This is a genomic window from Pseudomonas sp. NUPR-001, from assembly GCF_052147955.1.
In the GTDB taxonomy this organism is placed as follows: Bacteria; Pseudomonadota; Gammaproteobacteria; order Pseudomonadales; family Pseudomonadaceae; genus Aquipseudomonas.
In genome coordinates this window covers 1,170,617-1,196,691 of sequence record NZ_CP197353.1, presented here as the reverse complement: position 1 = coordinate 1,196,691, position 26,075 = coordinate 1,170,617, and the positions used below count along the sequence as shown (strand labels likewise).

The 26,075-nt window shown below is 61.2% G+C and carries 24 protein-coding genes; 13 read left to right on the top strand and 11 right to left on the bottom strand.

Features of this window, described 5'->3' with window-relative positions; all coding sequences use genetic code 11:
• Window positions 1–62: 62 nt before the first annotated feature.
• Window positions 63–992 (top strand): LysR substrate-binding domain-containing protein, encoded by a 930-nt coding sequence (locus ACP6KB_RS05575; RefSeq protein ID WP_442112423.1) that lies wholly within the window; start codon window positions 63–65, stop codon window positions 990–992.
• Window positions 993–1,033: 41 nt separating this feature from the next.
• On the opposite strand, the gene ACP6KB_RS05570 is transcribed toward ACP6KB_RS05575, so the two are convergent.
• The gene (locus ACP6KB_RS05570; protein WP_442112422.1) at window positions 1,034–1,648 is read right to left on the bottom strand and encodes an NAD(P)-dependent oxidoreductase; all 615 of its coding nucleotides are present in this window, start codon (window positions 1,646–1,648) and stop codon (window positions 1,034–1,036) included.
• 30 nt (window positions 1,649–1,678) lie between these two features.
• Complete coding sequence (locus ACP6KB_RS05565; RefSeq protein WP_442112421.1) at window positions 1,679–2,563, bottom strand: MBL fold metallo-hydrolase; 885 nt, start codon at window positions 2,561–2,563, stop codon at window positions 1,679–1,681.
• A gap of 105 nt (window positions 2,564–2,668) precedes the next feature.
• Here ACP6KB_RS05565 and ACP6KB_RS05560 point away from each other — a divergent pair, with 105 nt between their 5' ends.
• The 3 genes from ACP6KB_RS05560 (at window position 2,669) to ACP6KB_RS05550 (ending at window position 5,410) form a co-directional block, all read left to right on the top strand.
• Window positions 2,669–3,577 carry a LysR family transcriptional regulator gene (locus tag ACP6KB_RS05560; protein WP_442112420.1) on the top strand — a complete coding sequence of 303 codons (909 nt, stop codon included), beginning with the start codon at window positions 2,669–2,671 and terminating at the stop codon, window positions 3,575–3,577.
• 70 nt (window positions 3,578–3,647) lie between these two features.
• Window positions 3,648–3,821, top strand: coding sequence for a hypothetical protein (locus tag ACP6KB_RS05555; RefSeq protein ID WP_442112419.1), 174 nt, complete (start codon window positions 3,648–3,650; stop codon window positions 3,819–3,821).
• Between the two features lie 185 nt (window positions 3,822–4,006).
• Window positions 4,007–5,410, top strand: coding sequence for an MDR family MFS transporter (locus ACP6KB_RS05550; protein WP_442114259.1), 1,404 nt, complete (start codon window positions 4,007–4,009; stop codon window positions 5,408–5,410).
• A 50-nt stretch (window positions 5,411–5,460) separates the two neighbouring features.
• Here the strand turns inward: ACP6KB_RS05550 and ACP6KB_RS05545 are convergent, their stop codons facing one another.
• A complete protein-coding gene (locus ACP6KB_RS05545; protein ID WP_442112418.1) occupies window positions 5,461–6,093 on the bottom strand; it encodes a TetR family transcriptional regulator in 633 nt (210 codons plus the stop codon).
• A gap of 262 nt (window positions 6,094–6,355) precedes the next feature.
• Here ACP6KB_RS05545 and ACP6KB_RS05540 point away from each other — a divergent pair, with 262 nt between their 5' ends.
• The 4 genes from ACP6KB_RS05540 (at window position 6,356) to ACP6KB_RS05525 (ending at window position 13,677) form a co-directional block, all read left to right on the top strand.
• Window positions 6,356–7,507: an efflux RND transporter periplasmic adaptor subunit gene (locus tag ACP6KB_RS05540; protein WP_442112417.1), complete on the top strand. Its 1,152-nt coding sequence runs from the start codon at window positions 6,356–6,358 to the stop codon at window positions 7,505–7,507.
• A 3-nt stretch (window positions 7,508–7,510) separates the two neighbouring features.
• Window positions 7,511–10,663, top strand: coding sequence for an efflux RND transporter permease subunit (locus ACP6KB_RS05535; RefSeq protein ID WP_442112416.1), 3,153 nt, complete (start codon window positions 7,511–7,513; stop codon window positions 10,661–10,663).
• Window positions 10,660–12,114 carry an AdeC/AdeK/OprM family multidrug efflux complex outer membrane factor gene (locus tag ACP6KB_RS05530; RefSeq protein ID WP_442112415.1) on the top strand — a complete coding sequence of 485 codons (1,455 nt, stop codon included), beginning with the start codon at window positions 10,660–10,662 and terminating at the stop codon, window positions 12,112–12,114. The genes ACP6KB_RS05535 and ACP6KB_RS05530 overlap by 4 nt, the downstream gene beginning before the upstream one ends.
• A 309-nt stretch (window positions 12,115–12,423) precedes the next feature.
• Complete coding sequence (locus tag ACP6KB_RS05525) at window positions 12,424–13,677, top strand: OprD family porin (RefSeq protein ID WP_442112414.1); 1,254 nt, start codon at window positions 12,424–12,426, stop codon at window positions 13,675–13,677.
• 66 nt (window positions 13,678–13,743) lie between these two features.
• On the opposite strand, the gene ACP6KB_RS05520 is transcribed toward ACP6KB_RS05525, so the two are convergent.
• On the bottom strand, window positions 13,744–14,643 hold the full coding sequence (locus tag ACP6KB_RS05520) for a TauD/TfdA dioxygenase family protein (RefSeq protein ID WP_442112413.1): 900 nt from the start codon (window positions 14,641–14,643) through the stop codon (window positions 13,744–13,746).
• A gap of 181 nt (window positions 14,644–14,824) precedes the next feature.
• Between ACP6KB_RS05520 and ACP6KB_RS05515 the strand changes: the two genes are divergently transcribed.
• Window positions 14,825–15,751 (top strand): LysR family transcriptional regulator, encoded by a 927-nt coding sequence (locus ACP6KB_RS05515; protein WP_442112412.1) that lies wholly within the window; start codon window positions 14,825–14,827, stop codon window positions 15,749–15,751.
• On the opposite strand, the gene ACP6KB_RS05510 is transcribed toward ACP6KB_RS05515, so the two are convergent.
• Entirely contained in the window at window positions 15,708–16,754 is a 1,047-nt protein-coding gene (locus ACP6KB_RS05510; protein ID WP_442112411.1) for an ABC transporter substrate-binding protein, read from the bottom strand. The two genes, ACP6KB_RS05515 and ACP6KB_RS05510, sit on opposite strands and share 44 nt — an antisense overlap.
• A gap of 278 nt (window positions 16,755–17,032) precedes the next feature.
• Between ACP6KB_RS05510 and ACP6KB_RS05505 the strand changes: the two genes are divergently transcribed.
• Genes ACP6KB_RS05505 through ACP6KB_RS05495 form a run of 3 tightly spaced genes read left to right on the top strand, consistent with a single transcriptional unit; the run spans window position 17,033 to window position 21,060 of the window.
• Window positions 17,033–18,628 carry an ABC transporter permease gene (locus ACP6KB_RS05505; RefSeq protein ID WP_442112410.1) on the top strand — a complete coding sequence of 532 codons (1,596 nt, stop codon included), beginning with the start codon at window positions 17,033–17,035 and terminating at the stop codon, window positions 18,626–18,628.
• Entirely contained in the window at window positions 18,625–19,449 is an 825-nt protein-coding gene (locus ACP6KB_RS05500) for an ABC transporter ATP-binding protein (RefSeq protein ID WP_442112409.1), read from the top strand. The genes ACP6KB_RS05505 and ACP6KB_RS05500 overlap by 4 nt, the downstream gene beginning before the upstream one ends.
• Before the next feature lie 9 nt (window positions 19,450–19,458).
• Window positions 19,459–21,060, top strand: coding sequence for an arylsulfatase (locus tag ACP6KB_RS05495; protein ID WP_442112408.1), 1,602 nt, complete (start codon window positions 19,459–19,461; stop codon window positions 21,058–21,060).
• On the opposite strand, the gene ACP6KB_RS05490 is transcribed toward ACP6KB_RS05495, so the two are convergent.
• A complete protein-coding gene (locus ACP6KB_RS05490; protein WP_442112407.1) occupies window positions 21,032–21,739 on the bottom strand; it encodes a Crp/Fnr family transcriptional regulator in 708 nt (235 codons plus the stop codon). The genes ACP6KB_RS05495 and ACP6KB_RS05490 overlap by 29 nt on opposite strands.
• A gap of 90 nt (window positions 21,740–21,829) precedes the next feature.
• Here ACP6KB_RS05490 and ACP6KB_RS05485 point away from each other — a divergent pair, with 90 nt between their 5' ends.
• Window positions 21,830–22,354, top strand: a complete 525-nt coding sequence (locus ACP6KB_RS05485; RefSeq protein ID WP_442112406.1) for an Mpo1 family 2-hydroxy fatty acid dioxygenase — start codon at window positions 21,830–21,832, stop codon at window positions 22,352–22,354.
• A 147-nt stretch (window positions 22,355–22,501) separates the two neighbouring features.
• On the opposite strand, the gene ACP6KB_RS05480 is transcribed toward ACP6KB_RS05485, so the two are convergent.
• The 5 genes from ACP6KB_RS05480 to ACP6KB_RS05460 form a co-directional block, all read right to left on the bottom strand.
• Window positions 22,502–22,783, bottom strand: coding sequence for a DUF3077 domain-containing protein (locus ACP6KB_RS05480; RefSeq protein ID WP_442112405.1), 282 nt, complete (start codon window positions 22,781–22,783; stop codon window positions 22,502–22,504).
• Between the two features lie 62 nt (window positions 22,784–22,845).
• Complete coding sequence (locus ACP6KB_RS05475; RefSeq protein WP_442112404.1) at window positions 22,846–23,073, bottom strand: hypothetical protein; 228 nt, start codon at window positions 23,071–23,073, stop codon at window positions 22,846–22,848.
• 417 nt (window positions 23,074–23,490) lie between these two features.
• On the bottom strand, window positions 23,491–23,883 hold the full coding sequence (pcaC, locus tag ACP6KB_RS05470) for a 4-carboxymuconolactone decarboxylase (protein ID WP_442112403.1): 393 nt from the start codon (window positions 23,881–23,883) through the stop codon (window positions 23,491–23,493).
• Window positions 23,884–23,893: 10 nt separating this feature from the next.
• Window positions 23,894–24,685, bottom strand: a complete 792-nt coding sequence (gene pcaD / locus ACP6KB_RS05465) for a 3-oxoadipate enol-lactonase (protein WP_442112402.1) — start codon at window positions 24,683–24,685, stop codon at window positions 23,894–23,896.
• 11 nt (window positions 24,686–24,696) lie between these two features.
• Window positions 24,697–26,061 carry a 3-carboxy-cis,cis-muconate cycloisomerase gene (locus tag ACP6KB_RS05460; RefSeq protein ID WP_442112401.1) on the bottom strand — a complete coding sequence of 455 codons (1,365 nt, stop codon included), beginning with the start codon at window positions 26,059–26,061 and terminating at the stop codon, window positions 24,697–24,699.
• Window positions 26,062–26,075: the final 14 nt, after the last annotated feature.

Sequence of the window (26,075 nt, the reverse complement as noted above, 5' to 3'; positions counted from 1 at the left end):
GCTACCGGCACAATGCAAAAAAGCTCATACTAGGCATGTCTACAGATCATGGCTTGAGCCCAATGAAACGCCTGCCGCCGCTACCCGCCTTGTACACGTTCCTGGTCACCGCGCAGTGCTGCAACTTCACCCGCGCGGCGCAACTGCTGCACATCACCCAAGGGGCGGTGAGCCGACAGATTGCCGGGCTTGAGGATCACCTGGGCTACCCGCTGTTCCTGCGCCAGGCCCGTGGTTTGAGCCTGACCCGCGAAGGACAGGACTGGCTACCGCGGGTGCAGCAGGTATTTGCCGTGATTGAAGAAGGCGTGCAGCAGGTCGGTGCGCGCAGCGCCACCTTGCAACTCAAGGCGCCCACCTGCGTGATGCGCTGGCTGCTTCCGCGTTTGATGGAGTGGCAAGCGTTGCGCCCGGATGTCCCGGTAGAACTGACCACCACCGTTCAGCACGGTGTGGACTTTCGCCGCGAAGTGTTCGATGCCGCCGTGGTGTATGGCGCAGCGCCGAATCATGGATTACAGACGCTCAAGCTGTTTGATGAGCAACTGACGCCGGTGTGTGCACCGCAACTGCTGGCCGGCCCGGTGCCGCTGCGGGAGCTTGCGGATCTGGAGCAACACATGCTGCTGCACCCGACCCGTGACCAGCTCGACTGGAGTGCCTGGCTCAGTGCCGCTGGTGCCAGTCTGCCGCGTCAAGGCAAGAGCCAGCATTTCGAGACCCTGGACATGGCCATGTCCATGGCGTCGCAAGGCACGGGTGTGGCGATTGGTGATTGGTCGTTGATTGGCGATGATCTGAGCTGTGGGCGTCTGGTTACGCCCTTTCCGCTCAAGGTCAGAACCGGTCAGGCTTATTACCTGGTCTGGCCGCAGGGTTCAGGTTCAGCGCCATTGCAGGCGTTGCTCACCTGGCTGCAAGAGCGCGCTGCCGGTAGGAGCAACTGTCTTGCACCACCTGTGGGAGCGGGCTTGCCCCGCGATACGCTGTGACTGACAGAACGCTATCGCGGGGCAAGCCCGCTCCTACAGGGTCAATAGCCGACGGTGAAACGTTGGCGCGAGTGGGCGGGGTTTTCCACTTCATCGAGCATGGCGATGGCGTAGTCGGCAAAGGTGATCCAGCTCTTGCCATCGGCTCCGATCAACAGGTGATCCTTACCCGTCTGGTAACGCCCGCTGCGCGCCCCTTCAACAAATTCGGCCGACGGTGACAGGAATGTCCAGTCCAGTGTTTTTTCCTGGCGCAAGGTGTCGAGGTAATGCCCACCGGCGCTGGCCTCTGCCTTGTAGGCTTCAGGAAAGTCCGGACTGTCGATCACCTTGTGCCCGGACGGCAACAGCAGGCTGCCCGCGCCACCGACCACCAACAAGCGTTTGACCCCAGCACGCTTGACCGGCTCGATAATGGCCTCGGGCTTGATGCCGGAAAAGTGCGCAGCACTGAGCACCACGTCGTGCCCCTGCAGTGCCCGCTCAAGCGCAAACGCATCCGTGACATCCAGCGCCACCGGGGTCACCCCTTCACGGCCACTCAGTGACGCCGGGTTACGAGCAATGGCCGTCACGCGGTGGCCACGACGCAGCGCCTCTTCCAGCAACTGGCTTCCGGCACGGCCGGTTGCTCCGATAATTGCGATCTTGCTCATGGAAAACCTCCAGTCAGGATTGAATGTCACTTACCACTTCATCTCGCCCTTGGCGACCTTGGCACTGAGCTCAAGCGAACTCTCTTCACCCAGGTCCGGGTAGCGTTTTTTCATCGCCGCAATCAGCTCGGCAGCGTTGCCAGTGCGGGCGCTTTCCTGGTCGAAAGCGCGAATGTAGTCCGCCGTAAAACGTACCGCTGCAAGCGATTCGCCAGGCTGGCCGAGGTAATGGCCCGGCACCACAATCTGCGGTTTCAGCGCTTCGATGCGCTGCAGCGTGGTCAGCCAATCGCGGTGTGATTGCGCTGTTTGCGTGTCGGCCATCCATACGTGCAGGTTGTTCGCGACCACCACACCGCCCACCACGGCCCGGATGGAAGGAATCCAGACAAAGCTGCGGTCAGGTTGCGGGCCATCGAGGCCTACGACTTCAAGGGTCTGGCCTTCAAGTTTCAGCAGATTACCTTCAAGCACCTGCGGGACCATCAGTTTCGACGGCTTGTCCGCGCCCATCTGCGGCCCCCAGAAAGCCAGCTTGGCGTCCATGGTCTGCTTGATATGGGCAACCGTGGCGGCAGAGGCCACGACCTTGGCACCAGGGTAAGCGTCAGTCAGGGTGTGCAGGCCGAAGTAATAATCCGGATCGCCATGGCTGATATAGATGGTGGTCAGTTGCTTGCCGCTGGCACGCAGCTTGGCCAGCACCTGTTCAGCCTGGCCTTTGCCAAACTGAGCATCGACCAGTATTGCCTCGTGCTCGCCGCTGACAATCACCGAACTCACCGGAAACAAGGCGTTGCTACCCGGGTTGTAGACATCCAGGTGCAGTGCTTGCTCGGCAGCCTGCGCCTGAGTCAGCGCAGCCAGTGTGGCGAAGGCCAATAGCAAGCGGCGCAGGGAGAATGAACGACGCATCAAGGCAGTTCCTGTGACAGAGGGTGTGCGCAACAGCTTAGTTGCGCGAACCCGTACAAAAAATGCGATGCTTGGCATTAGTTTGTTTCTGAAATCGGGCAAATCATGGATCGTCTGAGCGCAATGCGCGTCTTCGTCAGTGTCGTTGACCTCGGCAGCCAATCGGCGGCGGCCGAGCATCTGGACCTGTCGCGCCCGGTGGTGTCACGTTATCTGGCCGAACTGGAAGATTGGGTAGGTGCACGCTTGATGCAACGCACCACCCGGCGCCTGAGCCTGACGGCGGCGGGCCAGGAGACACTGACACGCTGCCGCCAGCTGCTGGAGTTGGCCGATGACCTGCGGGTGGCCGTGCGTGCGCCGGATGAGGCGCCACGCGGTGAACTGCGCATCAGCGTCAGCACTTCGTTTGGTCAGGCGCAGTTGATCGATGCCATTGCCGCGTACGTGCAGCGCTACCCTGGCGTGAAGATCGACCTGCAGATGCTCGATCGCACCGTCAACCTGGTGGATGAGCGCATCGACCTGGCCATTCGTACCAGCAACGACCTGGATCCGAACCTCATCGCCCGCCGCCTGAGCGTGTGCCGCTCGGTGATCTGCGCCTCCCCCGCCTACTTGCGTGAACACCCCACCCCCTTGCAGGTTGAGGACTTGGCGCAGCATAACTGCCTGACCCACTCTTATTTTGGCCGCAATCTCTGGCACTTCGAGGTCGCCGGCCAATCGCTCTCGGTGCCGGTGCAGGGCAGCATCAGCGCCAACGAAGCCATGACCCTGCAACGCGCAGCATTGGCCGGCGCCGGAATCGCCATGCTGCCGACCTATCAGGCCGCCGCAGCCCTGCGCAGCGGCGAGTTGATACGCCTGCTGCCCCAAGCCAAGCCGCAAGAGCTCAATCTCAACGCGGTGTACACCTCACGCAAACACATGCCGGCCACCTTACGCAGCATGCTCGACTTTCTGGCCGAACGCTTCACCACCGAGCCGGAATGGGACCGTGGCCTGGACTAGCAAGCACGCCGGACAAAGCTGACCTATGCTTTTAATAGCACCTGTGTACAGCTTGAAAGGGGTAAGCATTATGAGCCTCAAATCCAGACGATGTGCGGTGGTCTTCGCCATTGCTGCTGTGTTCGGGTTATATGGCACCGCTGCCTATCGGGTCGAACAAGCCCGCCATCAGCCGTATTCAGCCGCCAGTTGCAGCCTGGCTCATTGCGTGCCGCACACCGCCACCCTGAGCGCGCTGAGGTAAGCATCAATCCCGTGGGCAATGCTGCGGTCTAATTAAATGACGCAGACGCTTAGCAAGCTATCGAGTACACTGACCAGCACTTGCTTCTGCAGCCTACCCCTGCGGAATAACCCTGCCCTTCGAGCTGGCCAGTGACGCAACTCAATACTCCGCAACCGGTCCTGCGCAGCGTGTTGGTTGCGCTGATGCTGGCGATTTTCCTCGGTGCCCTCGATCAGACGATCGTCGCCGTATCGATGCCAGCGATTTCCGCCCAATTCAATGATGTTGGCCTGCTGGCCTGGGTCATCTCCGGCTACATGGTCGCGATGACCGTGGCGGTGCCGATCTACGGCAAACTGGGCGATCTGTACGGCAGGCGCCGGATGATCCTCACCGGCACCGCGCTGTTCACCGTGGCGTCGCTGTTCTGCGCACTGGCACAGAACATGGAGCAACTGGTGCTGGCGCGGGTACTCCAGGGCATCGGTGCGGGCGGCATGGTCTCGGTCAGTCAGGCGATCATTGGTGACTTTGTGCCACCGCGTGAACGCGGTCGCTATCAGGGTTACTTCAGCAGCATGTATGCCCTGGCCAGCGTGGCCGGTCCGGTGCTGGGCGGTTACCTCACTGAATATTTGTCCTGGCGCTGGGTGTTCTGGCTGAACCTGCCCCTGGGGCTGACCGCCTGGTGGGTGACCCGCCGCGCGCTGCGTACGCTGGTGGTGCCGCAACATCGGGCGCAGGTCGATTACCTCGGTGCGGCGCTGTTGATTTTCGGTTTGAGCAGCCTGTTGCTGGGTATCACCCTGATCGGCCAGGGGCACCCCTGGTATTCTTCCCAAGTCAGCGTCTTGCTGGGCTGTGCATTGGTGGGGCTGGTGATTTTTGTCCTGCATGAGCGCCGCGCCGCGGAGCCCTTGCTGCCGCTCAAGCTGTTTGCCAACCGGGTCGCAACCCTGTGCTGGTGCACGCTGTTCTTCACCAGTTTCCAGGCGATTTCCCTGACCATGCTGATGCCGTTGCGTTACCAGAGCATCACCGGCGCCGGGGCCGACAGCGCTGCGTTGCACTTGCTGCCACTGGCCATCGGTTTACCGATCGGCGCCTACTGCGGTGGCCGCCTGACCAGTTTCACCGGGCGCTACAAGCCACAGATTCTCGCCGGTGCGCTGCTGATGCCCTTTACCATTGTCGGCATGGCCTTCACTGCGCCGCAGTCGGTCTGGCTCAGCGGGCTGTTCATGATCCTCACTGGAATCGCCTCGGGCCTGCAGTTTCCGACCTCACTGGTTGCCACCCAGAGCGCCGTGGAACCCAAGGATATCGGAGTCGCCACCAGCACCAGCAACCTGTTCCGCTCACTGGGCGGCGCGATGGGCGTTGCGTGCATGTCGGCGCTGCTACTGGCGATGCTGCAGCACGGTGACCTGAGCCAGAACGCCGACGCTCTGCTCGGCAGCCTCAAGGCCGGGGAGCCGAGTGCGCAGGCGCAAGCACAATTGCTTGATACCTTCCGCAACTTGCTCCTGGGCAGTGCGATGGTGTCGCTGTTTGGTCTGACGGCCGCGCTCGCCCTGCCAGATAGGCAACTGCGCGGCCGTATGTAGGCAGTTTCAGAAGGCTATGGAAACAATTCATCACAAACCTTCACAAAGTCTCATTTGCGCAAGGCCGGGCTCAAGCGCAGCATATCCAGCCCGGTATCGACCCAACGCTCGGCATCACCCAACAGATCGAAGCTTTCCGGCAACAGCAACCAGCGGCGAATCAGGCCGTCTATATAGGCAAAGATCGCCAGCGCCGCACGCTCGGGATCGACATCCGCAGGCAATTGCCCACGCTTGACTGCATTGCCCAGTGACAACGCGATATTGGCATGACATTCCACCGTCGAGGTTTGCCGCTGCTGGCGGATCTCGCACATATCATCGGTGAACTCGCATTTATGATGCAGAATTTCATTGATACGACGGGTTTTCGGATCAAGCACCAACTGGTGCATCAGCTGGACCAACAGTTTGCGCGTGCAGCCGAGCGGATCAATTTCATCTTCGCTTTCGCTGGCCCGGGCCAAGGCATCCAGCGGTTCGCGCAGGCTTTCGAGCATGGCCTCGACCAGCTCGGCCTTGTCGTTGAAGTGCCAGTAGATAGCACCGCGGGTAACCCCCGCCAGCTTGGCGATATCCGCCAGGGTAGTACGCGCTACCCCGCGCTTATAGAAGGCCTTTTCCGCCGCTTCGAGAATCTGGGCGCGGGTTTCCTGGGCTTCTTCTTTGGTTCGACGGACCATGGCAGTACGACCTCATCAAAACCCAGATGCATTCGTAAGCACCTGGGAGCTGAGCCGGATCAACCTTTAACAAGTTGTTACCAGCGATAGTAGATTCTAGGCTTGCGGCGGCCTGGAGCATCGCCTGCAAGGTATTTACAAACAACCATGAATGTAAGTATATTCCTTAGCAAGCTATTTATCCACTCGACAACATTTTTTCTATTCGCACCCTTTCCATTTATTCTTGAGCGTCTTCAGCTCTTGCGACCCGAGGATCTTCATGCAATTCAAGCCCGCTGTTACCGCTCTGGTATCCGCCGTCGCCCTGGCAACACTGCTCAGCGGCTGTAAAAAGGAAGAGGCAGCGCCTGTTGCGCAAGCTCCTCAGGTCGGCGTCGTTACCCTGCAAACCCAGGCCTACACCCTGACTTCCGAGCTGCCGGGACGCACCACTGCCTACCGCATTGCCGAAGTTCGCCCACAGGTCAACGGCATCATTCTCAAGCGCCTGTTCAAAGAAGGCACTGAGGTCAAGGAAGGTCAGCAGCTGTACCAGATCGATCCGTCGGTGTACGAAGCGACCCTGGCCAGCGCCCAGGCGAACCTGCAGTCGACCCGTTCGCTGTCTGAGCGTTACAAGCAGCTGGTCGCCGAACAAGCGGTGAGCCGTCAGGAATACGACGACGCGCAAGCCAAACGTTTGCAGGCTGAAGCAGCCCTGCGCAGCGCCCAGATCGACCTGCGTTACACCAAGGTCCTGGCCCCGCTGAGCGGCCGTATCGGACGCTCCTCGGTCACCGAAGGCGCCCTGGTCAACAATGGCCAGGCCGATGCCATGGCGGTGATTCAACAACTGGACCCGATCTACGTTGACGTTACCCAGTCCTCGGCTGAACTGCTGAAACTGCGCCGTGAACTGGAAAGCGGTCAGCTGCAGAAGGTCGGCGACAATTCCGCCAAGGTCACCCTGACCCTCGAAGATGGCAGCACCTACCGCCAGGAAGGTCGCCTGGAATTCTCCGAAGTGTCGGTTGACCCGACCACCGGTTCCGTCACCCTGCGTGCCGTATTCCCCAACCCTGAGCACAACTTGCTGCCGGGCATGTTCGTCCACGCCCGCCTGAAAGCCGGGGTCAACGCCCAGGCGATCCTCGCGCCACAGCAAGGCGTTACCCGTGACCTCAAGGGCCAGCCGACCGCGCTGGTGGTCGACAAGGACAACAAGGTCGAACTGCGCCAGCTCAAGGCCAGCCGTACCGTCGGCAATGAATGGCTGATCGAAGAAGGCCTGAACGCCGGTGACCGGGTGATTACCGAAGGCCTGCAGTACGTCAAGCCGGGCATCGAGGTCAAAGTCAGCGAAGCCACCAACGTCAAGCCTGCTCAGCCAACCCAGGCCAATGCACAGTCTGCAGGGGCCAAAGGGGAGTAAACCATGTCGAGATTCTTTATCGATCGCCCGATTTTTGCCTGGGTGATCGCCTTGGTGATCATGTTGGTCGGCGCTTTGTCGATCCTCAAGTTGCCAATCAACCAGTACCCGAGCATCGCACCGCCGGCCATCGCCATTGCCGTAACCTACCCGGGCGCCTCGGCGCAGACCGTGCAGGACACCGTGGTCCAGGTGATCGAGCAGCAGCTCAACGGTATCGACAACCTGCGTTATGTCTCGTCGGAAAGTAACTCCGACGGCACCATGACCATCACCGCGACCTTCGAACAGGGGACCAACCCCGATACCGCGCAGGTCCAGGTGCAGAACAAGCTGAACCTGGCGACCCCGCTGCTGCCGCAAGAAGTACAGCAGCAAGGTATCCGGGTAACCAAGGCAGTGAAGAACTTCCTGCTGGTAATCGGCCTGGTGTCTGAAGACGGCAGCATGACCAAGGACGACTTGGCCAACTACATCGTTTCCAACATGCAGGACCCGATCTCGCGTACCGCGGGTGTCGGTGACTTCCAGGTGTTCGGTGCCCAGTACGCGATGCGTATCTGGCTCGACCCGGCCAAGCTGAACAAGTACCAACTGACCCCGATCGACGTGCGTACCGCTGTGGCGGCACAGAACGTACAGATTTCCTCCGGTCAGCTCGGTGGCCTACCTGCCCTGCCCGGCCAGCAACTGAACGCCACGATCATCGGCAAGACCCGTCTGCAGACCGCCGAGCAGTTCGAAAAGATCTTGCTCAAGGTTAACCGCGACGGCTCCCAGGTACGTCTGAAAGACGTCGCCGAAGTTGGCCTTGGTGGTGAGAACTATGCGGTCAGCGCCCAGTTCAACGGCAAGCCGGCCTCGGGTCTGGCGGTCAAGCTGGCAACCGGTGCCAACGCCCTGGACACTGCCAAAGCACTGCGCAAGACCATCAGCGAACTGGAGCCGTTCTTCCCGGAAGGCATGAAGGCGGTATTCCCGTATGACACCACGCCCGTGGTGACCGAATCGATCAGCGGGGTGATCCACACCCTGATCGAAGCGATCGTGCTGGTGTTCCTGGTGATGTACCTGTTCCTGCAGAACTTCCGCGCCACCATCATCACCACCATGACCGTACCGGTGGTATTGCTGGGTACCTTCGGTATCCTGGCCGCTGCAGGCTTCAGCATCAACACCCTGACCATGTTCGGCATGGTGCTGGCCATCGGCTTGCTTGTAGACGATGCCATCGTTGTGGTGGAAAACGTTGAGCGGGTGATGTCCGAAGAGGGCCTGTCACCCAAAGAAGCGACCAAGAAGTCCATGGGCCAGATCCAGGGCGCGCTGGTTGGTATCGCCATGGTGCTCTCGGCGGTACTGCTGCCAATGGCGTTCTTCGGTGGCTCCACCGGGGTGATCTACAAACAGTTCTCGATCACCATCGTATCGGCCATGGCGCTGTCGGTCGTGGTCGCCCTGATCTTCACCCCGGCACTGTGCGCAACCATGCTCAAGCCGATTGCCAAGGGTGAGCATCATGTTGCCAAACGTGGCTTCTTCGGCTGGTTCAACCGCAACTTCGACCGCAGCGTTCAGAGCTACGAGCGTGGCGTGGGCAACATCCTGCGCAACAAGGCACCGTACCTGCTGGCCTACCTGCTGATCATGGTCGGTATGGTCTGGCTGTTCATGCGTATCCCTACCGCCTTCCTTCCTGAGGAAGACCAGGGCGTACTGTTCGCCCAGGTGCAAACCCCTGCCGGCTCCAGTGCCGAGCGGACCCAGGTAGTGATCGATGAAATGCGCAGCTACCTGCTGGACAAAGAAGCCGATACCGTTGCCTCGGTGTTCACCGTAAACGGCTTCAACTTCGCCGGTCGCGGGCAGAGCTCGGGTATGGCCTTCATCATGCTCAAGCCGTGGGAAGAGCGTTCCGCCGAGAACAACGTGTTCAACCTGGCGGCACGTGCCCAGCAGCACTTCTTCAGCTTCCGCGACGCGATGGTGTTCGCCTTTGCCCCGCCTGCGGTACTGGAGTTGGGTAACGCCACCGGTTTCGACGTGTTCCTGCAAGACCGTGCCGGCGTCGGCCACGACAAGCTGATGGAAGCGCGTAACCAGTTCCTCGGCATGGCCGCGCAGAGCAAGATCCTCTCGGCAGTACGTCCGAACGGTCTGAACGATGAACCGCAATACCAGTTGACCGTCGATGACGAGCGCGCCAGTGCCTTGGGTGTGACCATCGCCGACATCAACAACACCCTGTCGATTGCCCTGGGTGCCAGCTACGTCAACGACTTCATCGACCGCGGTCGGGTCAAGAAGGTGTACATCCAGGGTGAGTCCGCATCGCGCATGAACCCGGAAGACCTGCAGAAGTGGTACGTGCGCAACAGTGTCGGTGAAATGGTGCCGTTCTCTTCCTTCGCCAAAGGCGAGTGGATCTACGGTGCACCGAAGCTGTCGCGTTACAACGGTGTCGAGGCCATGGAAATTCTCGGTGCGCCAGCCCCTGGCTACAGTACCGGTGAAGCCATGCTCGAGGTCGAGCGCATTGCGGCCCAACTGCCAAAAGGTATCGGTTACTCCTGGACCGGTCTGTCGTACGAGGAGCGCCTGTCGGGTTCCCAGGCGCCAGCGCTGTACGCCTTGTCGCTGCTGATGGTGTTCCTGTGTCTGGCCGCGCTGTATGAAAGCTGGTCGATTCCGATCGCGGTCATGCTCGTGGTACCGCTGGGGATCATCGGTGCGCTGCTGGCTACCAGCCTGCGTGGTCTGTCCAACGACGTGTACTTCCAGGTCGGTTTGTTGACGACCATTGGTCTGGCGGCGAAGAACGCGATTCTGATCGTCGAATTTGCCAAGGAACTGCATGAACAAGGCCGTAGCCTGGTCGATGCGGCGATTGAAGCGTGCCGGATGCGTCTGCGCCCGATCATCATGACCTCGCTGGCGTTCATCCTCGGCGTGGTACCGTTGGCTATCTCTACCGGTGCCGGCTCGGGTAGCCAGCACGCGATCGGTACCGGGGTAATCGGCGGCATGCTGACGGCCACCGTACTGGCGATCTTCTGGGTACCGCTGTTCTTCGTTAGCGTGTCGTCGATGTTCAGTAGCAAGAAAACTGAAGAAGACTTCACCCCTGAAACCCCACGCAATGAGGCCGGGCAATGAGTAAGTCCCTGTTATCTTTGGCGGTCACCGCTTTCATTCTAGGCGGCTGCTCGCTGATTCCTGACTACCAGACCCCGGAATCGCCGGTGGCTGCGCAGTGGCCGCAAGGCCCTGCCTATTCGCCGACCGAGTCGGCGGATGTCGCCGCTGCCGAGCAGGGCTGGCGTCAGTTTTTCCATGACCCGGCGCTGCAGCAGTTGATCCAGGTCTCGCTGCTCAACAACCGCGACCTCAAGGTCGCGGCGTTGAACATCGACGCCTACCGGGCGCAATACCGCATCCAGCGTGCTGACCTGTTCCCGGCGGTCACCGCCGATGGCAGCGGCAACCGTCAACGTCTGCCGGCCAATATGTCGCAGAGCGGTGAAGCCGGTATCAACAGCACCTACTCGGCCACCCTCGGCGTGAGTGCCTATGAACTCGACCTGTTTGGCCGGGTGCGCAGCCTCACCGAGCAACAGCTGGAAATCTACCTGTCCAGTGAAGAAGCCCGGCGCTCGACCCAGATTGCTCTGGTCGCCAGCGTTGCCAACGCTTACTTCACCTGGCAGGCCGACCAGGACCTGCTCAAGCTGACCGAAGAAACGCTGAAAACCTATGAGCAAAGCTATGCGCTGACCTTGCGCAGCAATGAAGTCGGTGTGGCTTCTGCGCTGGACCTGAGCCAGGCGCGCACTTCGGTTGAAGGCGCCCGAGTCAAACTGGCCCAGTACCAACGCCTGGTTGCTCAGGACCTGAACAGCCTGGCGGTATTGCTCGGTACCGGTGTGCCGACCAACCTGCCAGCAGCCAAGGACCTGAACAGCGAGCTGCTGGCCAAGGTGCCAGCGGGCCTGCCGTCGGATCTGCTGCAGCGCCGGCCTGACATCCAGGAAGCCGAACACCTGCTCAAGGCCGCCAATGCCAACATTGGCGCCGCCCGTGCAGCGTTCTTCCCGAGCATCAGCCTGACCGCCAACGCCGGTACCATCAGCCCGGACATGAGCGGACTGTTCAGCGGTGGCTCGGGTACCTGGTTGTTCCAGCCGCAGATCAGCCTGCCGATCTTCAACGCCGGTGCCCTGCGTGCCAGCCTCGATTACTCGAAGATCCAGAAAGACATCAACGTCGCCAAGTACGAGAAAACCATTCAGGTTGCCTTCCAGGAAGTCTCCGATGGCCTCGCCGCACGCCAGACCTTCAACGATCAGTTGAAAGCCCAGCGTGATCTGGTCTCCGCCAACGAGGACTACTACCGTCTGGCCGAGCGTCGTTACCGTATCGGTGTCGACAGCAACCTGACATTCCTCGACGCTCAGCGTCAGTTGTTCAACAGCCAGCAGGCGTTGATCACTGATCGCCTGTCGCAGCTGGTCAGCGAGGTCAACCTGTACAAGGCCCTCGGTGGCGGCTGGTACGAGCAGACCGGGCAGGCACAGCAACAAGCTTCGGTTGACGCGTCGAAGAGCTGACGCTGACTTGAGGCTTACAAACCCACCCTTGCGGTGGGTTTTTTTATGCTTCGCGGGGCAAGCCCGCTCCCACCGATTGTAGTGATCGCCAGTGGGAGCGGGCTTGCCCCGCGAAAACAAACTAACCATTCAGTTAACGTTCGATTACCGCCCAATACCGCCTGTAACGAATTGATTCACCCCCGCCCGCCCCCGCACCATTCCCTCGCAGCCTTAACAAAGCACACCCCAAAAGACTGATACCCGGCCTGAGACCTCTGAATGTCGCAGCGGATGGTTTCGGCTTGAATAAAAACAAGAGACACACACATGATCACTCCCGCACCCGCACGGCACCTGCTTTCCGGCCTGTTGGCCATGACCTTCACCTTGCCGGCCCTGGCCAGCGAAAGCGGCTTTGTCGAAGACGCCAAGGTCAACCTCAACCTGCGCAACTTCTACATCAATCGCAACTTCGTCGACCCCGCCTACCCACAAGGCAAGGGCGAGGAATGGACCCAAAGCTTCATCCTCGATGCTCGCTCCGGATTCACCCAAGGCGTGGTCGGCTTCGGCGTCGATGTGTTGGGGCTGTACTCGATCAAACTCGATGGCGGCAAGGGCACGGCGGGCACTCACTTGCTGCCGGTGCATGATGACGGCCGCCCCGCCGATGATTTCGGCCGCCTGGGCGTGGCGTTGAAAGCCAAGCTGTCGAACACCGAACTGAAAGTGGGTGAATGGATGCCGGTGTTGCCGATCTTGCGCGCGGACGATGGCCGCTCGTTGCCGCAAACCTTTCGCGGCGGCCAGATCACGTCACAGGAAATCAGCGGCCTGACCCTGTATGCCGGGCAGTTCCGCGGCAACAGCCCGCGCAATGACGCGAGCATGGAAGACATGTCGATGAACGGCAAAGCGGCCTTCACGTCCGACCGTTTCAACTTTGCTGGTGGTGAATACAGCTTCAACGAAAAACGCACCCTGATTGGCCTGTGGAATGCCGAGCTCAACGACATCTACAGCCAGCAATACCTCAACCTGGTGCACAGCCAGCCGCTGGGTGACTGGACGCTGGGTGCCAACCTCGGCTACTTCATCGGCAAGGAAGACGGCGCAGCACGGGCCGGTGACCTGGACAACCGCACCGCCTCGGCACTGCTCTTCGCCAAATATGGCAGCAGCACGTTCTATGTCGGCCTGCAAAAAGTCAGCGGCGACGATGGCTGGATGCGGGTCAATGGCACCAGCGGCGGCACCCTGGCCAACGACAGCTACAACTCCAGCTTCGACAACGCCAAAGAACGCTCCTGGCAACTGCGCCACGACTTCAACTTTGCTGGGGTCGGCGTTCCCGGCCTGACTCTGATGAACCGCTACATCAGCGGCGATAACGTGCACACCGCCACTGTCAGCGATGGCGAAGAGTGGGCACGCGAAACGGAACTGGCTTATGTGATTCAGTCCGGAAGCCTGAAAAACCTGTCGGTCAAATGGCGCAACTCGACCATGCGTCGCGACTACAGCAGCAATGCCTTCGACGAGAATCGCCTGATCATCAGTTACCCGATCGGTATTCTCTGAATCGGCCCCGCGATGCGATATGGCTGACAGATCGCGATCGCGGGGCAAGCCCGCTCCTACACAGCGTCAGGCGCCGCGCACAGTGCGGCTGCGCTGGCCAAGCACGCCCACCGGCACATCGCCTTGCAGTGTCACTCGGCGCACCACGCGGTTCTGGGTGCCATAGTCATCCACCGCATAGTGCTGAGTGGCGCGGTTGTCCCAGATCGCTACGTCACCGGCCTGCCAGCGCCAGCGCACGGTGTTCTCCAGACGCGTGACATGGCTCTGCAGGAGGTTGAACAGGTGTGTGGAGTCAAACTGCGAGTAGCCTTTCAAGCGCTTGACGAAATGGCCGAGCAGCAAGTTCTTTTCGCCGCTGACCGGGTGTACACGCACCACCGGATGCTCGGTTTCATACACCGTCGAGGTAAAGATACGACGGTAGCTTTCCTGCTGCTCGGCGCTGACATTCGGCTTTGCCCCGGCGTAGTCGTACTCGTTGCTGTGCACCGCCCACAGTTGATCGGCCAGGGCCTGCAGTTCTGCGGGAAGGTCCCGGTAAGCCGCCGCGGTATTGGCCCAGACCGTATCACCGCCTGACGCTGGCGCCACCACCGAGCGCAGAATCGAAGCCTTGGGATAGGCATCGACGAAGGTCACGTCGGTGTGCCAGGAGTTGGCCCGCCGCTCGCTGTCGAGTTCGAGCAGAAAACGCGTGCCTTCGCGAACCGGCACGGTCGGGTGCGCGATCGGTTCACCCAGCAGATGGGCAAAGGCTTCCTGGCCCTGATCGTCGAGCTGATGCTGAGCGCGGAAGAAGATCACTTTGTGCTCAACCAGTGCGGCCTGAATGGCTTCGATCACCGCCGGTTCAAGGTCGGCGCTCAACTGTACGCCACGGATCTCGGCGCCGATGCGTCCGGCCACCGGGTGGATGTCCAGCACGTGGCTGACGGGTGCTACGGCGTGTGCGGCATTGCTCATGGTACGACCCTCATCTGGCTGCTCTCGGAAAAAGCCAATGAGGCACTTGCGCTATCTATATGCAAATAAGCTCTAATAAATATTCAAGCGCTTCATTGACGGAATAAGAGCTTGCATTTAAAACCTGAGCCTTCGTGGCGGCAAATACCTTCGCCGTATTTTTGGAATGCCGGGAAAGCATATGGATCTTCGCCAACTGCGTTACTTCATCGCCCTTACCGAACACCGCAGTTTTGTCCGTGCAGCGGACGCCATGGGCATCACCCAACCGGCCTTCAGCCGCAGCATTCAGGGCCTGGAACAGGAGTTCGGCTGCGTGTTGGTCGACCGTGGCAACAAGGACCTGCGCCCCACGCCCGAAGGCCAGGTGGTGTTGCAGCACGCCTTGCGCCTGGTACAGGGTGCGGCACAGTTGAGCTGTGAAGTCCTGCAGATGACCAAGCTCGATGCCGGCGAACTGCACTTCGGCTGCGGGCCGGCGCCTGCCGTGCAGTTGGTGCCTCAAGCGCTGAGTGTGTTTCTCAAGGCGCACCCGAATGTGCGCACCCGCCTTGAAGTGGATAGCTGGGAGAAACTCAGCCGGGCATTGAACCGTGAGGAGATTGAATTCTTCATCGCCGACGTGCGCCAGTTCGAGGCCGACCCGAACTTCCAGACCCTGCCCTTGAGCCCGCGCCGAGGCCTGTTTTTCTGCCGCCCCGGGCATCCGCTGCTGGCCAAGGACAGCCTGTCGACCAACGATATGTTCGATTACCCCCTGGCCACCACGCTGATACCGCCTGGGGTGCGCAAGCTGTTGGCAAACCTCAGCGGCAAGACTGATTTCACCCCGCAGTTGCTGACGGAGCACTTGCCGACCCTGGTGAGCCTGGTGCTCGACAGCGATGCCATCGGCATCGGCACCGAGGAAGCGTTTGCCAAGGAGATCCAGCAGGGCCGTCTGGTGCGCTTGCACTGGCGCAATCTGCCGGCCCAGGTCGACAGTCTCAATGCCCGCTGCGGCATTGTCAGCCGCAGCGGTTATCGCCTGTCTCCGGCAGCCCGGGAAATGATCGATACGCTGATCAGCCTCGATCAGCAGCCTGCGCGACAGGCACTGGCTGGCTAGCCTGTGGCGCCAGCCACTGGCTGACCTTGAACGGCTTACGGATCAGGCGCTGCGCGGCCGCCAGGTCGACCGAGGCCTGAAGCTGGTCGAGGAAAGGTTGGTCGAGGCTGGAACGGAAGGTCTGTTCAAGCAATTCATCCTGCAAATCACGTTGCAGGATTACCGGCGGATAGCTCGCCAATTCCGAGACCAACTGGATGTAGGCTTCCTTGTTGTTCTCATCGCTGAGCCACTGCACCGCCTGCTGCTGAGCCGCCAGCAGGCGCTGCACCAGCTCAGGATGGGCGTCGACAAACGCACCGGAACCGACCAGCACCGCCTGAATGCTACCGGCGCCGCCCAGGTCACGGGTGTTCAGTGGCAACTCGGCCAGGCCACGTGCCTGCAACGCTGTCAGCCCGGACAGCCCCCAGGTGGCGTCAATCTGCTTCGCTGCCAACGCAGCGATGGAGGCGTTGAAGTCGAGGTTGATGATTTTCAGATCCTTCTCACTCAAACCCTGGCTGGCCAGCGCGGCATCGAACGACAGCTGGCTGGCAGTGCCGCGGAAGATCGCCACGCGTTTGCCCTTCAGATCCTGCAACGACTGGATGCCGCTGCCCGGCGCGACGCCCAGGTAGTGCTTGATGCCGCGTCCGGTCGCGGCCAGCAAGCGCGTGTCCACGCCATTGGCCTTACCGATGATTGCTGCCAGATCGCCGAGGTAGGCGAAATCGACCTGGCCGTTGGCAAACGCCTCGTTGATCACCGGCCCGGCGCCTTTGAAGTAATTCCACTGAATCTTGATGCCGTCGGCCGCGAAGGCTTTTTCCAGCAATTGCTGATTGCGCAATACATCGCTGACACCGCCACCGGAGTTTTTCGGCCCGGCACTCAGGTCAGGCACAGCGATGCGGATTTCCCGCACCGGATTGGCCTCGGCCAGCGGCGGAAGCCAACCGACTACGGCGGCCAGGGCGGGGGCGGCAAACAGACTGAACACACGGTTGATAGACAGGTTCATGGCGGGCGACTCCTTGTAGTGATGGCGCCACGCTAACCACATCCTGGAACGCAAAATAAATACTAATAAATTACATTTTAAAAACTTTAAAGAATAAGCAAGCAGCCACGGGGCTCGCGCAAGCGATGCCTCAAGCACAAGAAAAATATGCGCCGAATGCATTGGATACAGCGCCAGCGGCCTGCTTTAAATGCTTTCTCTTATCACCTATTCGAATTTATTTTTTAAAAAATATACCGGAAAGGAATATAGAAATAGCCAATCCAAGGAGCTCTGCCATGGCCCAAGCATCACTTCCCAGCCTGCCTCTGGCCCGGCCCACAGGTCGCCTGCGCGCAGTGGCCACACGCTCCCAGAGCCACCTGCTGGCCTGGTACCTGCCCTTGGCACTGGCACTGTTGTGGTGGCTGGCCAGTGCAAACCTGTGGATGAGCGAACAGATACTGCCAGCCCCCAGCCTGGTCTGGCACAGCGCGCTGGAACTGGCCCACGGCGAGCTGTGGATGCACCTGGGCATCAGCCTGCAGCGATTGCTGGTCGGGCTGTTGGTCGGGGTCGCCAGTGGTGCCCTGCTCGGCGCCTGGCTAGGCTTCAGCCGGCGTGCCGAACGCTTGATCCTGCCGACCTTCAATGCCCTGGCGCAGATCCCGACCTTGGCTTGGGTGCCGTTGTTCATGGTGCTGTTCGGCATCGGCGAACTGCTCAAGCTGGTGGTGCTGGTCAAGGCCATCATCGTTCCGGTCACCCTGCACACACTGGTCGGCGTACGGGATGCCCAACCCCGCCTGCGCGAAGCGGCCACGGTACTCAAACTCCCCCAGCGCTTGCTGATCACCCGGCTGATCCTGCCGGCCGCGTTGCCCGCCTTTCTGGCCGGTGTCCGCCTGGCCCTGGCCACCGGCTGGTCGTCATTGCTGGCGGTTGAATTGCTCGCGTCCAGTGAGGGCATCGGCTACCTGATGGTCTGGGCCCGGCAGTTGTTCATGCTCGATATCGTCTTTGTCTGCATCGCCGTTATCGGCCTGTTCGGTTTTGCCATGGACCGTAGCCTGGGCTGGCTGGAACAGCGCCTGGTGCACTGGCCACACCCGGCCGGCGCCGAGCTTCGCGTCCATCGCTTGCAGGGCATCGAACGCTTTCAGGCGTTGCTGCTCCCCCTCGCGCTGCTGGCCGCCTGGCAACTGGCCAGCCAGTTGCAATGGGTGGATGCCAATATTCTGGTGGCGCCTGTGCAGGTATTGAGCACCGCCTGGAGCGGTTTGCTCGACGGCTCGCTGACCACCGCGCTGGCAATCAGCGTTGGGCGTGCACTGGCGGGTTTGCTGCTGGGTGGCGGCCTGGGTTTCGCCCTGGGGTTGTGGTTGGGGCTGTCGCAGCCTGCCGAGCGCCTGCTCGGGCCGACCCTGGCGGCGCTGCGGCAGATTGCGATCTTTGCCTGGGTACCGCTGCTCACCGCCTGGTTCGGCCTGGGTGAGCTGGCCAAGTGGGTGTTTGTCGGCCTGGCCGCGTTCTTTGCTCTGTTCATCGCGACCCAGCGCAGCGTTGCCAACCGCTCGCCACAACTGGATGAAGCCGCACGGGTGTTGCACCTGAACCTGCGCCAACGCTTGCTGCGCCTGGTACTGCCCGGCGCCGCCCCGGGGATTTTCGCCGGCCTGCGGGTGGGGCTGATCTACGCCTGGCTGGGCACCATCGGCGCCGAATACTTCATGCCCTCCGGCGGTGGCATCGGCAGCCTGATGATTGGCGCCCAGCAGTTGCTGCGCATGGACCTGATCATGGCCGGGATGCTGCTGGTCGGCCTCACCGGGGCGCTGCTCGGCGCCCTTGGACAACACATCGAATCACGCGCCACACGCTGGAGAAGAGCATGAACGCCATCGCCCATCCTTTGGTCAGTTTCAACCACGTCGGCAAACACTTCGCGGTGGCCGGTGGTCAGCTGGAAGCCATTCGCGACTTCAACCTGCAGATTGCCGAGGGCGAGTTCGTCGCCATTGTCGGCGCCAGCGGCTGTGGCAAGTCCACCTTACTGCGCTTGCTGATCGGCCTGGACAACGACTTTCAGGGCCAGATCCTGATCGATGGCCAGCCGGTATCGAGCATTGGTCTTGAACGCGGCATGGTGTTCCAGGAACACCGCCTGTTCCCTTGGCTGACGGTGCAGGAAAACATCGCCCTGGGCCTGGTCAATCAGCCATTGCCTGACAGTACGCGGGCCCAGCGGGTTGCCGAATACATCGCCCTGGTCGGCCTGCAAGATTTCAGTCAGGCCTACCCGCACCAGCTCTCCGGCGGTATGGCCCAACGTGTGGCGATTGCCCGCGGCTTGGTGGCCAGCCCACGCATTCTGCTGCTCGATGAGCCGTTCGGGGCCCTCGATGCGCTGACCCGGCAACAGATGCAGGAGGAGTTGCTGGCCATCCGCGAACGCGCGCGCATTACCACCTTGCTGGTGACCCACGATGTGGAAGAAGCGCTGTTTCTGGCTGACCGCGTGGTAGTGCTGGAGCCCCGCCCCGGGCGGATCAAGCGCATCAATACGGTTGCTCTGGCGCACCCCCGTCAGCGTTCCAGCCACGATTTCCATCGCCTGCGTGAAGCGTTGCTGCACGACCTGACCGCCGACGATCGTTACCTGCCGCCCGTACCGGCGCAGATCAACAACCTCCCGCTGTCCTACCTTGCCTACTGAGAGCCGCACATGAGCCAACGCCCCAACTTTCTGGTCATCGTTGCCGACGACCTGGGATTCTCCGACCTCGGCGCCTTCGGCGGTGAGATTGCCACCCCCAACCTCGATGCCCTGGCCACTGCCGGCCTGCGCCTGACCGACTTTCACACCGCGCCGACCTGCTCGCCGACCCGTTCCATGCTGCTCACCGGCACCGACCACCATATCGCCGGGATCGGCACCATGGCCGAGGCCCTGACCCCGGAGCTGATCGGCAAACCCGGCTACGAGGGCTACCTCAATGACCGCGTCGTAGCGCTGCCGGAACTGCTGCGCGAAGCTGGCTACCAGACCCTGATGAGTGGCAAATGGCACTTGGGCCTGAAGGCTGAGCTGGCGCCGCATGCCCGTGGTTTCGAGCGCTCCTTTGCCCTGTTGCCAGGAGCTGCCAACCACTACGGTTTCGAGCCGACCTACGACGAACAGACCCCACGCCTGCTCAAGTCCACCCCTGCGCTGTACATCGAAGACCAGACCTTCGTTGAACAGTTACCTGAAGGTTTCTACTCATCCGATGCCTTTGGCGACAAGCTGCTGCACTACCTCAAGGAGCGTGATCAGAGCCGGCCGTTCTTCGCCTACCTGCCCTTCTCTGCCCCCCACTGGCCATTGCAGGCACCGGCTGAAGTCGTTGCACGCTACAAGGGCCGCTACGACGCCGGGCCGGAAGTGCTGCGCCAGGAGCGTCTGGAGAAACTGCGTGAACTGGGCCTGATCAAAAGCGAAACCCGCGCACACCCGGTCGACAACCACTGGGAAAGCCTTACGCCAGAGCAGCGGCAACGTTCGGCGCGTTCCATGGAGGTGTACGCCGCCATGGTTGAGCGCATGGACTGGAACATCGGCCGGATTCTCGATTACCTGCGCAACCAAGGTCAGTTGGACAACACCCTGGTGCTGTTCATGTCCGACAACGGTGCCGAAGGCGCGCTGCTGGAAGCCTTCCCCAAGTTCGGCCCGCACCTGGCCAGCTACCTCGACCAGCATTACGACAACAGCCTGGACAACATCGGCCGGGCCAACTCCTACGTCTGGTACGGCCCGCAGTGGGCACAGGCCGCCACCGCACCGTCGCGGCTGTTCAAGGCGTTTACCAGCGAAGGTGGTATTCGCGTACCGGCGCTGCTGCACTACCCGGCCCTGGCGCGCCAGGGGCAGATCAGTCACCAGTTCAGCACGGTGATGGATATCACCCCGACCCTGCTCGACCTGGCCGGTGTTCGACACCCTGGCACCCGCTGGCGCGGGCGCGATGTCGCGGCGCTGCGTGGCAAGTCGTGGCTGGGTTACTTGTCGGGCGAGACCGAACAGGTGCATGACGACAACACCGTCACCGGTTGGGAGTTGTTTGGCCGCCGCGCGATTCGCCAGGGCCAGTGGAAGGCAGTGTACATCCCTGGCCCCGTCGGCCCGGCCACCTGGCAATTGTATGACCTGGCCAACGACCCGGGAGAAATCGACGACCTGGCCCAGGCACAACCGGCCAAGCTGCAAGCGCTGTTGGCTGAATGGCAAAAATACGTCGAGGAAACCGGAGTGATCCTCAGCGAGTCGCCATTCCAGCCGGACTAGCCACCGCGTGCAGGCGGGCGAGGTCGAGAATTTCGATCTCGCCATAGCCCAAACGCAATGCACCTTGTTGTTGCAGCGACTTGAGGACCTGATTGGTGGTTTGCCGCGACAGCGACAGCATCAATGCCAGTTGCTCTTGCGACAGCTGCAGCACACGGCGACTGCCATCGACCTCGCCATAACCTGCAGCCATCTGCAGCAATCGATGGGCGACCCGCGGAGCGGCCGCCATCAGGCTCTGCTGCTCCAGCGCGACGAACACCCAACGCAATTTCTGGCTCATCAACAGCGCGAAGTCACGCCAGTGCTGCGGGTGTTGTGCCAACAGCGCCAGCAGCGCTGCCTGCGGTATCCACAGTAGGCTGACTACGCCTTCAGCCTGCGCATCATGGGTGCGCGGCTGACCATCGAACAGGCTGATTTCACCGAACCAGTGCGGGGCTTCCACCAGAGTCAGCAAGGCTTCCTTGCCTTCACTGCTGACCGCACCGACCCGCATGCTGCCCGCCAGCACCGCATACAAACCGCAGGGCGCATCGCCGCGCTGGAACAACAATTGCCCCGGCGCCAGCTCGCGGCGTTTGGCCAGGCCCATCAGGCTATGCTGAAGGGATAAAGGCAGGTGCTGGAACCAGTGGCCTTGAAGCAGGGTTTCGCGCCAGACGGGATCGATATTCATAACGCCTCGAAGGTCAACTCTGTCGGCTAGCCGACAGACAGCCGCAACAGCTGCAGGGCATGCTCATGCCACCCTACAGGAGGAACAATAATGAAAAACCTGGTCGAACACCTCAGTCAATACGCAGCCTACCACCGTGACCCGCGCAACATCGCCACCCACTTCGTTGGCATCCCGATGATTGTGCTCGCGGTAACCGTGCTGTTGTCACGCCCCGGCACAGAAATGGCGGGGATGTGGCTGTCGCCTGCGCTGCTGGTGGCCCTGTGGGCGGGCTGGTTCTACCTGCGCCTGGACCAACAGTTCGGGCTGATCATGGCACTGCTGCTGGGCTTGTGCCTGTGGGCCGGGCAAGCGCTGGCGCAGCAGAGCACGCTGGTCTGGTTGAGCGCCGGGCTGGGGTTGTTTGTGGTCGGCTGGGCGATCCAGTTTGTCGGCCATTACTACGAGGGGCGCAAACCGGCGTTTGTCGATGACCTGAGCGGCTTGATCGTCGGGCCGTTGTTCGTGGTGGCGGAATTGGGCTTTTTGCTGGGAATGCGGCCGGAGCTGAAGCAGGCCATTGAACGCAATGCAGGTCCGGTGGCGGTCAGGCAGAAGAAGGCGGCGGTGTGAATGAGTGAATAGATCGCGGGTGTACAACCGCAGACATCCGCTACTCTGTAAACCGGAGACATGGTTTACACATTTTTGGCTCAGACGCGGTTCTCGCCGCGTCCCAGCCTACCTAAGGGATAAGTACACAGATACAGTTCCCAAGTGTCACCGGTTCCAAGGCGCTTGCACCATGCCATGCGCTACGTCTTCAACCAGCGCTTTGGCCATGCCGCTCAGGTAGTGAGCGGCCAAAACCATGGCTTCATCCTGCTCGAACAACACATGCTGGGTCAGTTTGCTCACACAGCCCATCAGCAAAGCCGCTTGCTCCATCACAAACTGCGCATCGTGCCCTGCCTCCACCCGGAACAGCCGTTCAGTACGGCTTTCGTGCTCGCCTTCACCAAACATACCGACACCAGTTGTTTTAAAACCTTCTTCGCTCATTTGTTGCACTCCGGGCATACACGAAGCGGCCAGCCTTGCCGCAGCAAGGCTGGCGCTCAAACTCAGTGCTGTGACTGAACCTTGCTCAACGCCAGTTCTACCAAGCGGTGGGCGTTGTCGATTTCGTGCAGGGCGGCGAGGCTCAATGCCTGGCAAGAGGCGCTGGAGTGAAGCAGGACTGTTTGATGCGACACAGTTAATGCGCACACAAGGTATTCGGAGATCTGGACGAGTATGTCTTCGAGGGTGTGGTAAGTGTTTGCAGGTGGATCAGGGACTATCTTGAGCATGCGAACCTCTAGAGTCAGTGAGGCTGCTACAGACCTGCTGTCAAACAAGAAGGTGGCAGCTGTACGCGGGTTGACAGACCGAGGACTCTAGAACTCGGCGCACACAAGGTGCCCCACGTACAACCGCCATAACGCGTGCACGTGCTCTAGAGATCTGAGTCAGCCTGTCAAAGCCGATCGTTGATAACCAACGACTGGGTGACACTAGAGCGGTATTGGTGCCATCGCAACCAACTTCGCGCGGCAAAAGTATGCTTGGGAAATGGACTACATGGAATCGGGAAATTCCGACAGATTTACGGTTTTTCATCGGGCCGCGCGATTGCGGTTTGTCAGCCATATCGTATCGCGGGGCAAGCCCGCTCCCACAGCGGTAGGTGAGCATTCTGTGGGAGCGGGCTTGCCCCGCGATTGAGGCTACACCCGCGACTCAACCCCCAACTCATCCCACACCGACTCGGCCAGGTGGAAGGTGGCATTGGCCGCCGGAATACCGCAGTAGATCGCGCTCTGCATCAGCACTTCCTTGATCTCTTCGCGGGTCACGCCATTGCTGGCAGCGGCACGCAAATGCAGCTTGAGCTCTTCATTGCGGTTCATGCCGATCAGCATGGCGATGGTGATCAGGCTGCGGGTGTGCCGTGGCAACCCCGGGCGGGTCCAGATATCACCCCAGGCGTGGCGGGTGATCATTTCCTGGAACTCGCTGTTGAAGTCGGTCAGGTTATTGAGGCTGCGGTCGACATGAGCATCGCCCAGCACCGCACGACGCACCTTCATGCCTTCTTCGTAACGTTGTTTTTCGTCCACGAACGGTTCCTCAGCGGGCCAGCAAAAAGTCGATCACACGGCGGCTGAATGGCTCGCCGACTTCGACGTTGGACAGGTGCGCGGCATGGAACTCGGCGTATTCGGCGCCTTGCACGTTTTCCTGAATGAACAGCCCGCCCGCAGGGGGCGTGACCGCGTCGTGACTACCGGAAATCACCAGCAACGGCGCCTTGATCTCACCCAGTTGATCACGGAAGTCAGCATCACGCACCGCACCACAGTTGGCGGCGTAGCCTTGCGGCGAGGTGGCGGCGAGCATGTCGGTGATGCGCTTGGCCTGATCCGGGTTGCTGGACGAATAAGCCGGGGTAAACCAGCGCTCGATCGAGGCATCGCGCAGGCCGACCATCGCCGCCTTGCCGTCGCGCAGGACCATCTCGATGCGCGGGTTCCAGGTGTCTGGCGAGCCAATCTTGGCCGCGGTGTTGCAGACGATCAGGCGGTTGATTCGCTCACCGGCATTGATGCCCAGCCACTGGCCAATCAAACCACCCATGGACAGACCACAGAAATGCGCGCGCTCGATGTTCAGCGCATCCAGCAGTGCCAGCACGTCACGACCCAACTGCTCGATCGAGTAAGGCCCTTCGGTTACCAGCGACGCGCCATGCCCACGGGTGTCGTAGCGCAACACGCGAAAATGCGCGGCCAGCACCGGGACCTGGGTGTCCCACATGTGCAGGTCAGTGCCCAGGGAGTTGGACAACACCAACACCGGGGCGCCTTCCGGGCCGTCGAGTTGATAGTTAAGTGCGCCATCGGCGAGTTGTACCTGTGCCACTGCGGCCTCCTTCAGGCTTGGAAACGATGATGTTCAGCCAGCGCACGCTCGACCCAGACACGCGCCTGACCGAGGTAATGCGCCGGATCTAGCAGACGATCGAGTTCGTCTGCAGACAGTTCAGCACTCACCTGCGGATCGTCACCCAGCACGGCACGCAAGTGGCGTTGCTCGGCCACGGCGCGCTTGCAGCAGGTTTCCAGCAGGTGATGCGCGGTGTCGCGGCCCAGGCGCTGGGCGAGGACGATACTCACCGCCTCCGCCAGCACCAGGCCTTGGGTCAGGTCGAGGTTGTGGCGCATGCGCTCGGCATCGACCTGCAAGCCATCGGCGATGATCTGTGCCTGACGCAAGGCACCAGAAACCAGGCAGCAGATCTCCGGCAGGGTTTCCCACTCGGCATGCCACAGGCCCAGGCTACGCTCGTGCTCCTGCGGCATGGCGCTGAGCAGCGTAGAAACCAGCCCCGGCACCCGCGTTGCCGCGCCGATCAACACCGCCGCACCCACTGGGTTGCGCTTGTGCGGCATGGTCGAAGAACCACCTTTGCCAGGCGCCGCAGGCTCGAATACTTCGGCCGCTTCGGTCTGCATCAGCAAGCTGATGTCGCGCCCCATCTTGCCCAGGCTACCGGCGAGCATCCCGAGCACCGAGGCGAACTCCACCAGACGGTCGCGCTGGGTATGCCACGGTTGTTCCGGCAGTTGCAGTTGCAAGTGCGCGGCCAGGGCTTCGGCCACCGGCAAGGCCTGTTCCCCTAGCGCCGCCAGGGTTCCGGAGGCGCCACCGAACTGCAGGGTGAGCAAGCGCGGCTTGAGTTCCTGCAAACGCTGGCGATGGCGGGTCAAGGCGCCCAGCCAACCGGCAATTTTCATCCCCAGGGTCACCGGGGTGGCGTGTTGCAGCCAGGTGCGTCCGGCCAGTGGCGTATTGGCGTGGGCCTCGGCCTGACGGGCCAAGGCTTCGGCAAGTTGTTGCAGGTCGCGTTCGATCAGGCTCAAGGCCTCGCGCAGTTGCAAGACCAGGCCGGTGTCCATGGCATCCTGACTGGTGGCGCCCAGGTGCACATAACGCTCGGCTTCGGGGACGCCACTGGCGATCACCCGGCCCAGGGCCTTGACCAGCGGAATGGCGGAGTTTCCGGCAATACCAATGGCCTCGGCGAGTGCGGCAAAGTCATAACGTTCAGCCTTACAGGCGGCCACGATCGGTGCCACTGCCACCTGCGGAATGACTCCAACGACCGCTTCTGCGTGCGCCAGGGCTGCCTCGAAATCGAGCATGCCCTGTACCCGGCCACGGTCGGAAAACACCTCACGCATCGCCGGTGCGGTGAAGTAGGCATCGAACAGCTGATTGCCGGGTCGCGGGGTCATCTACACATCCTTCG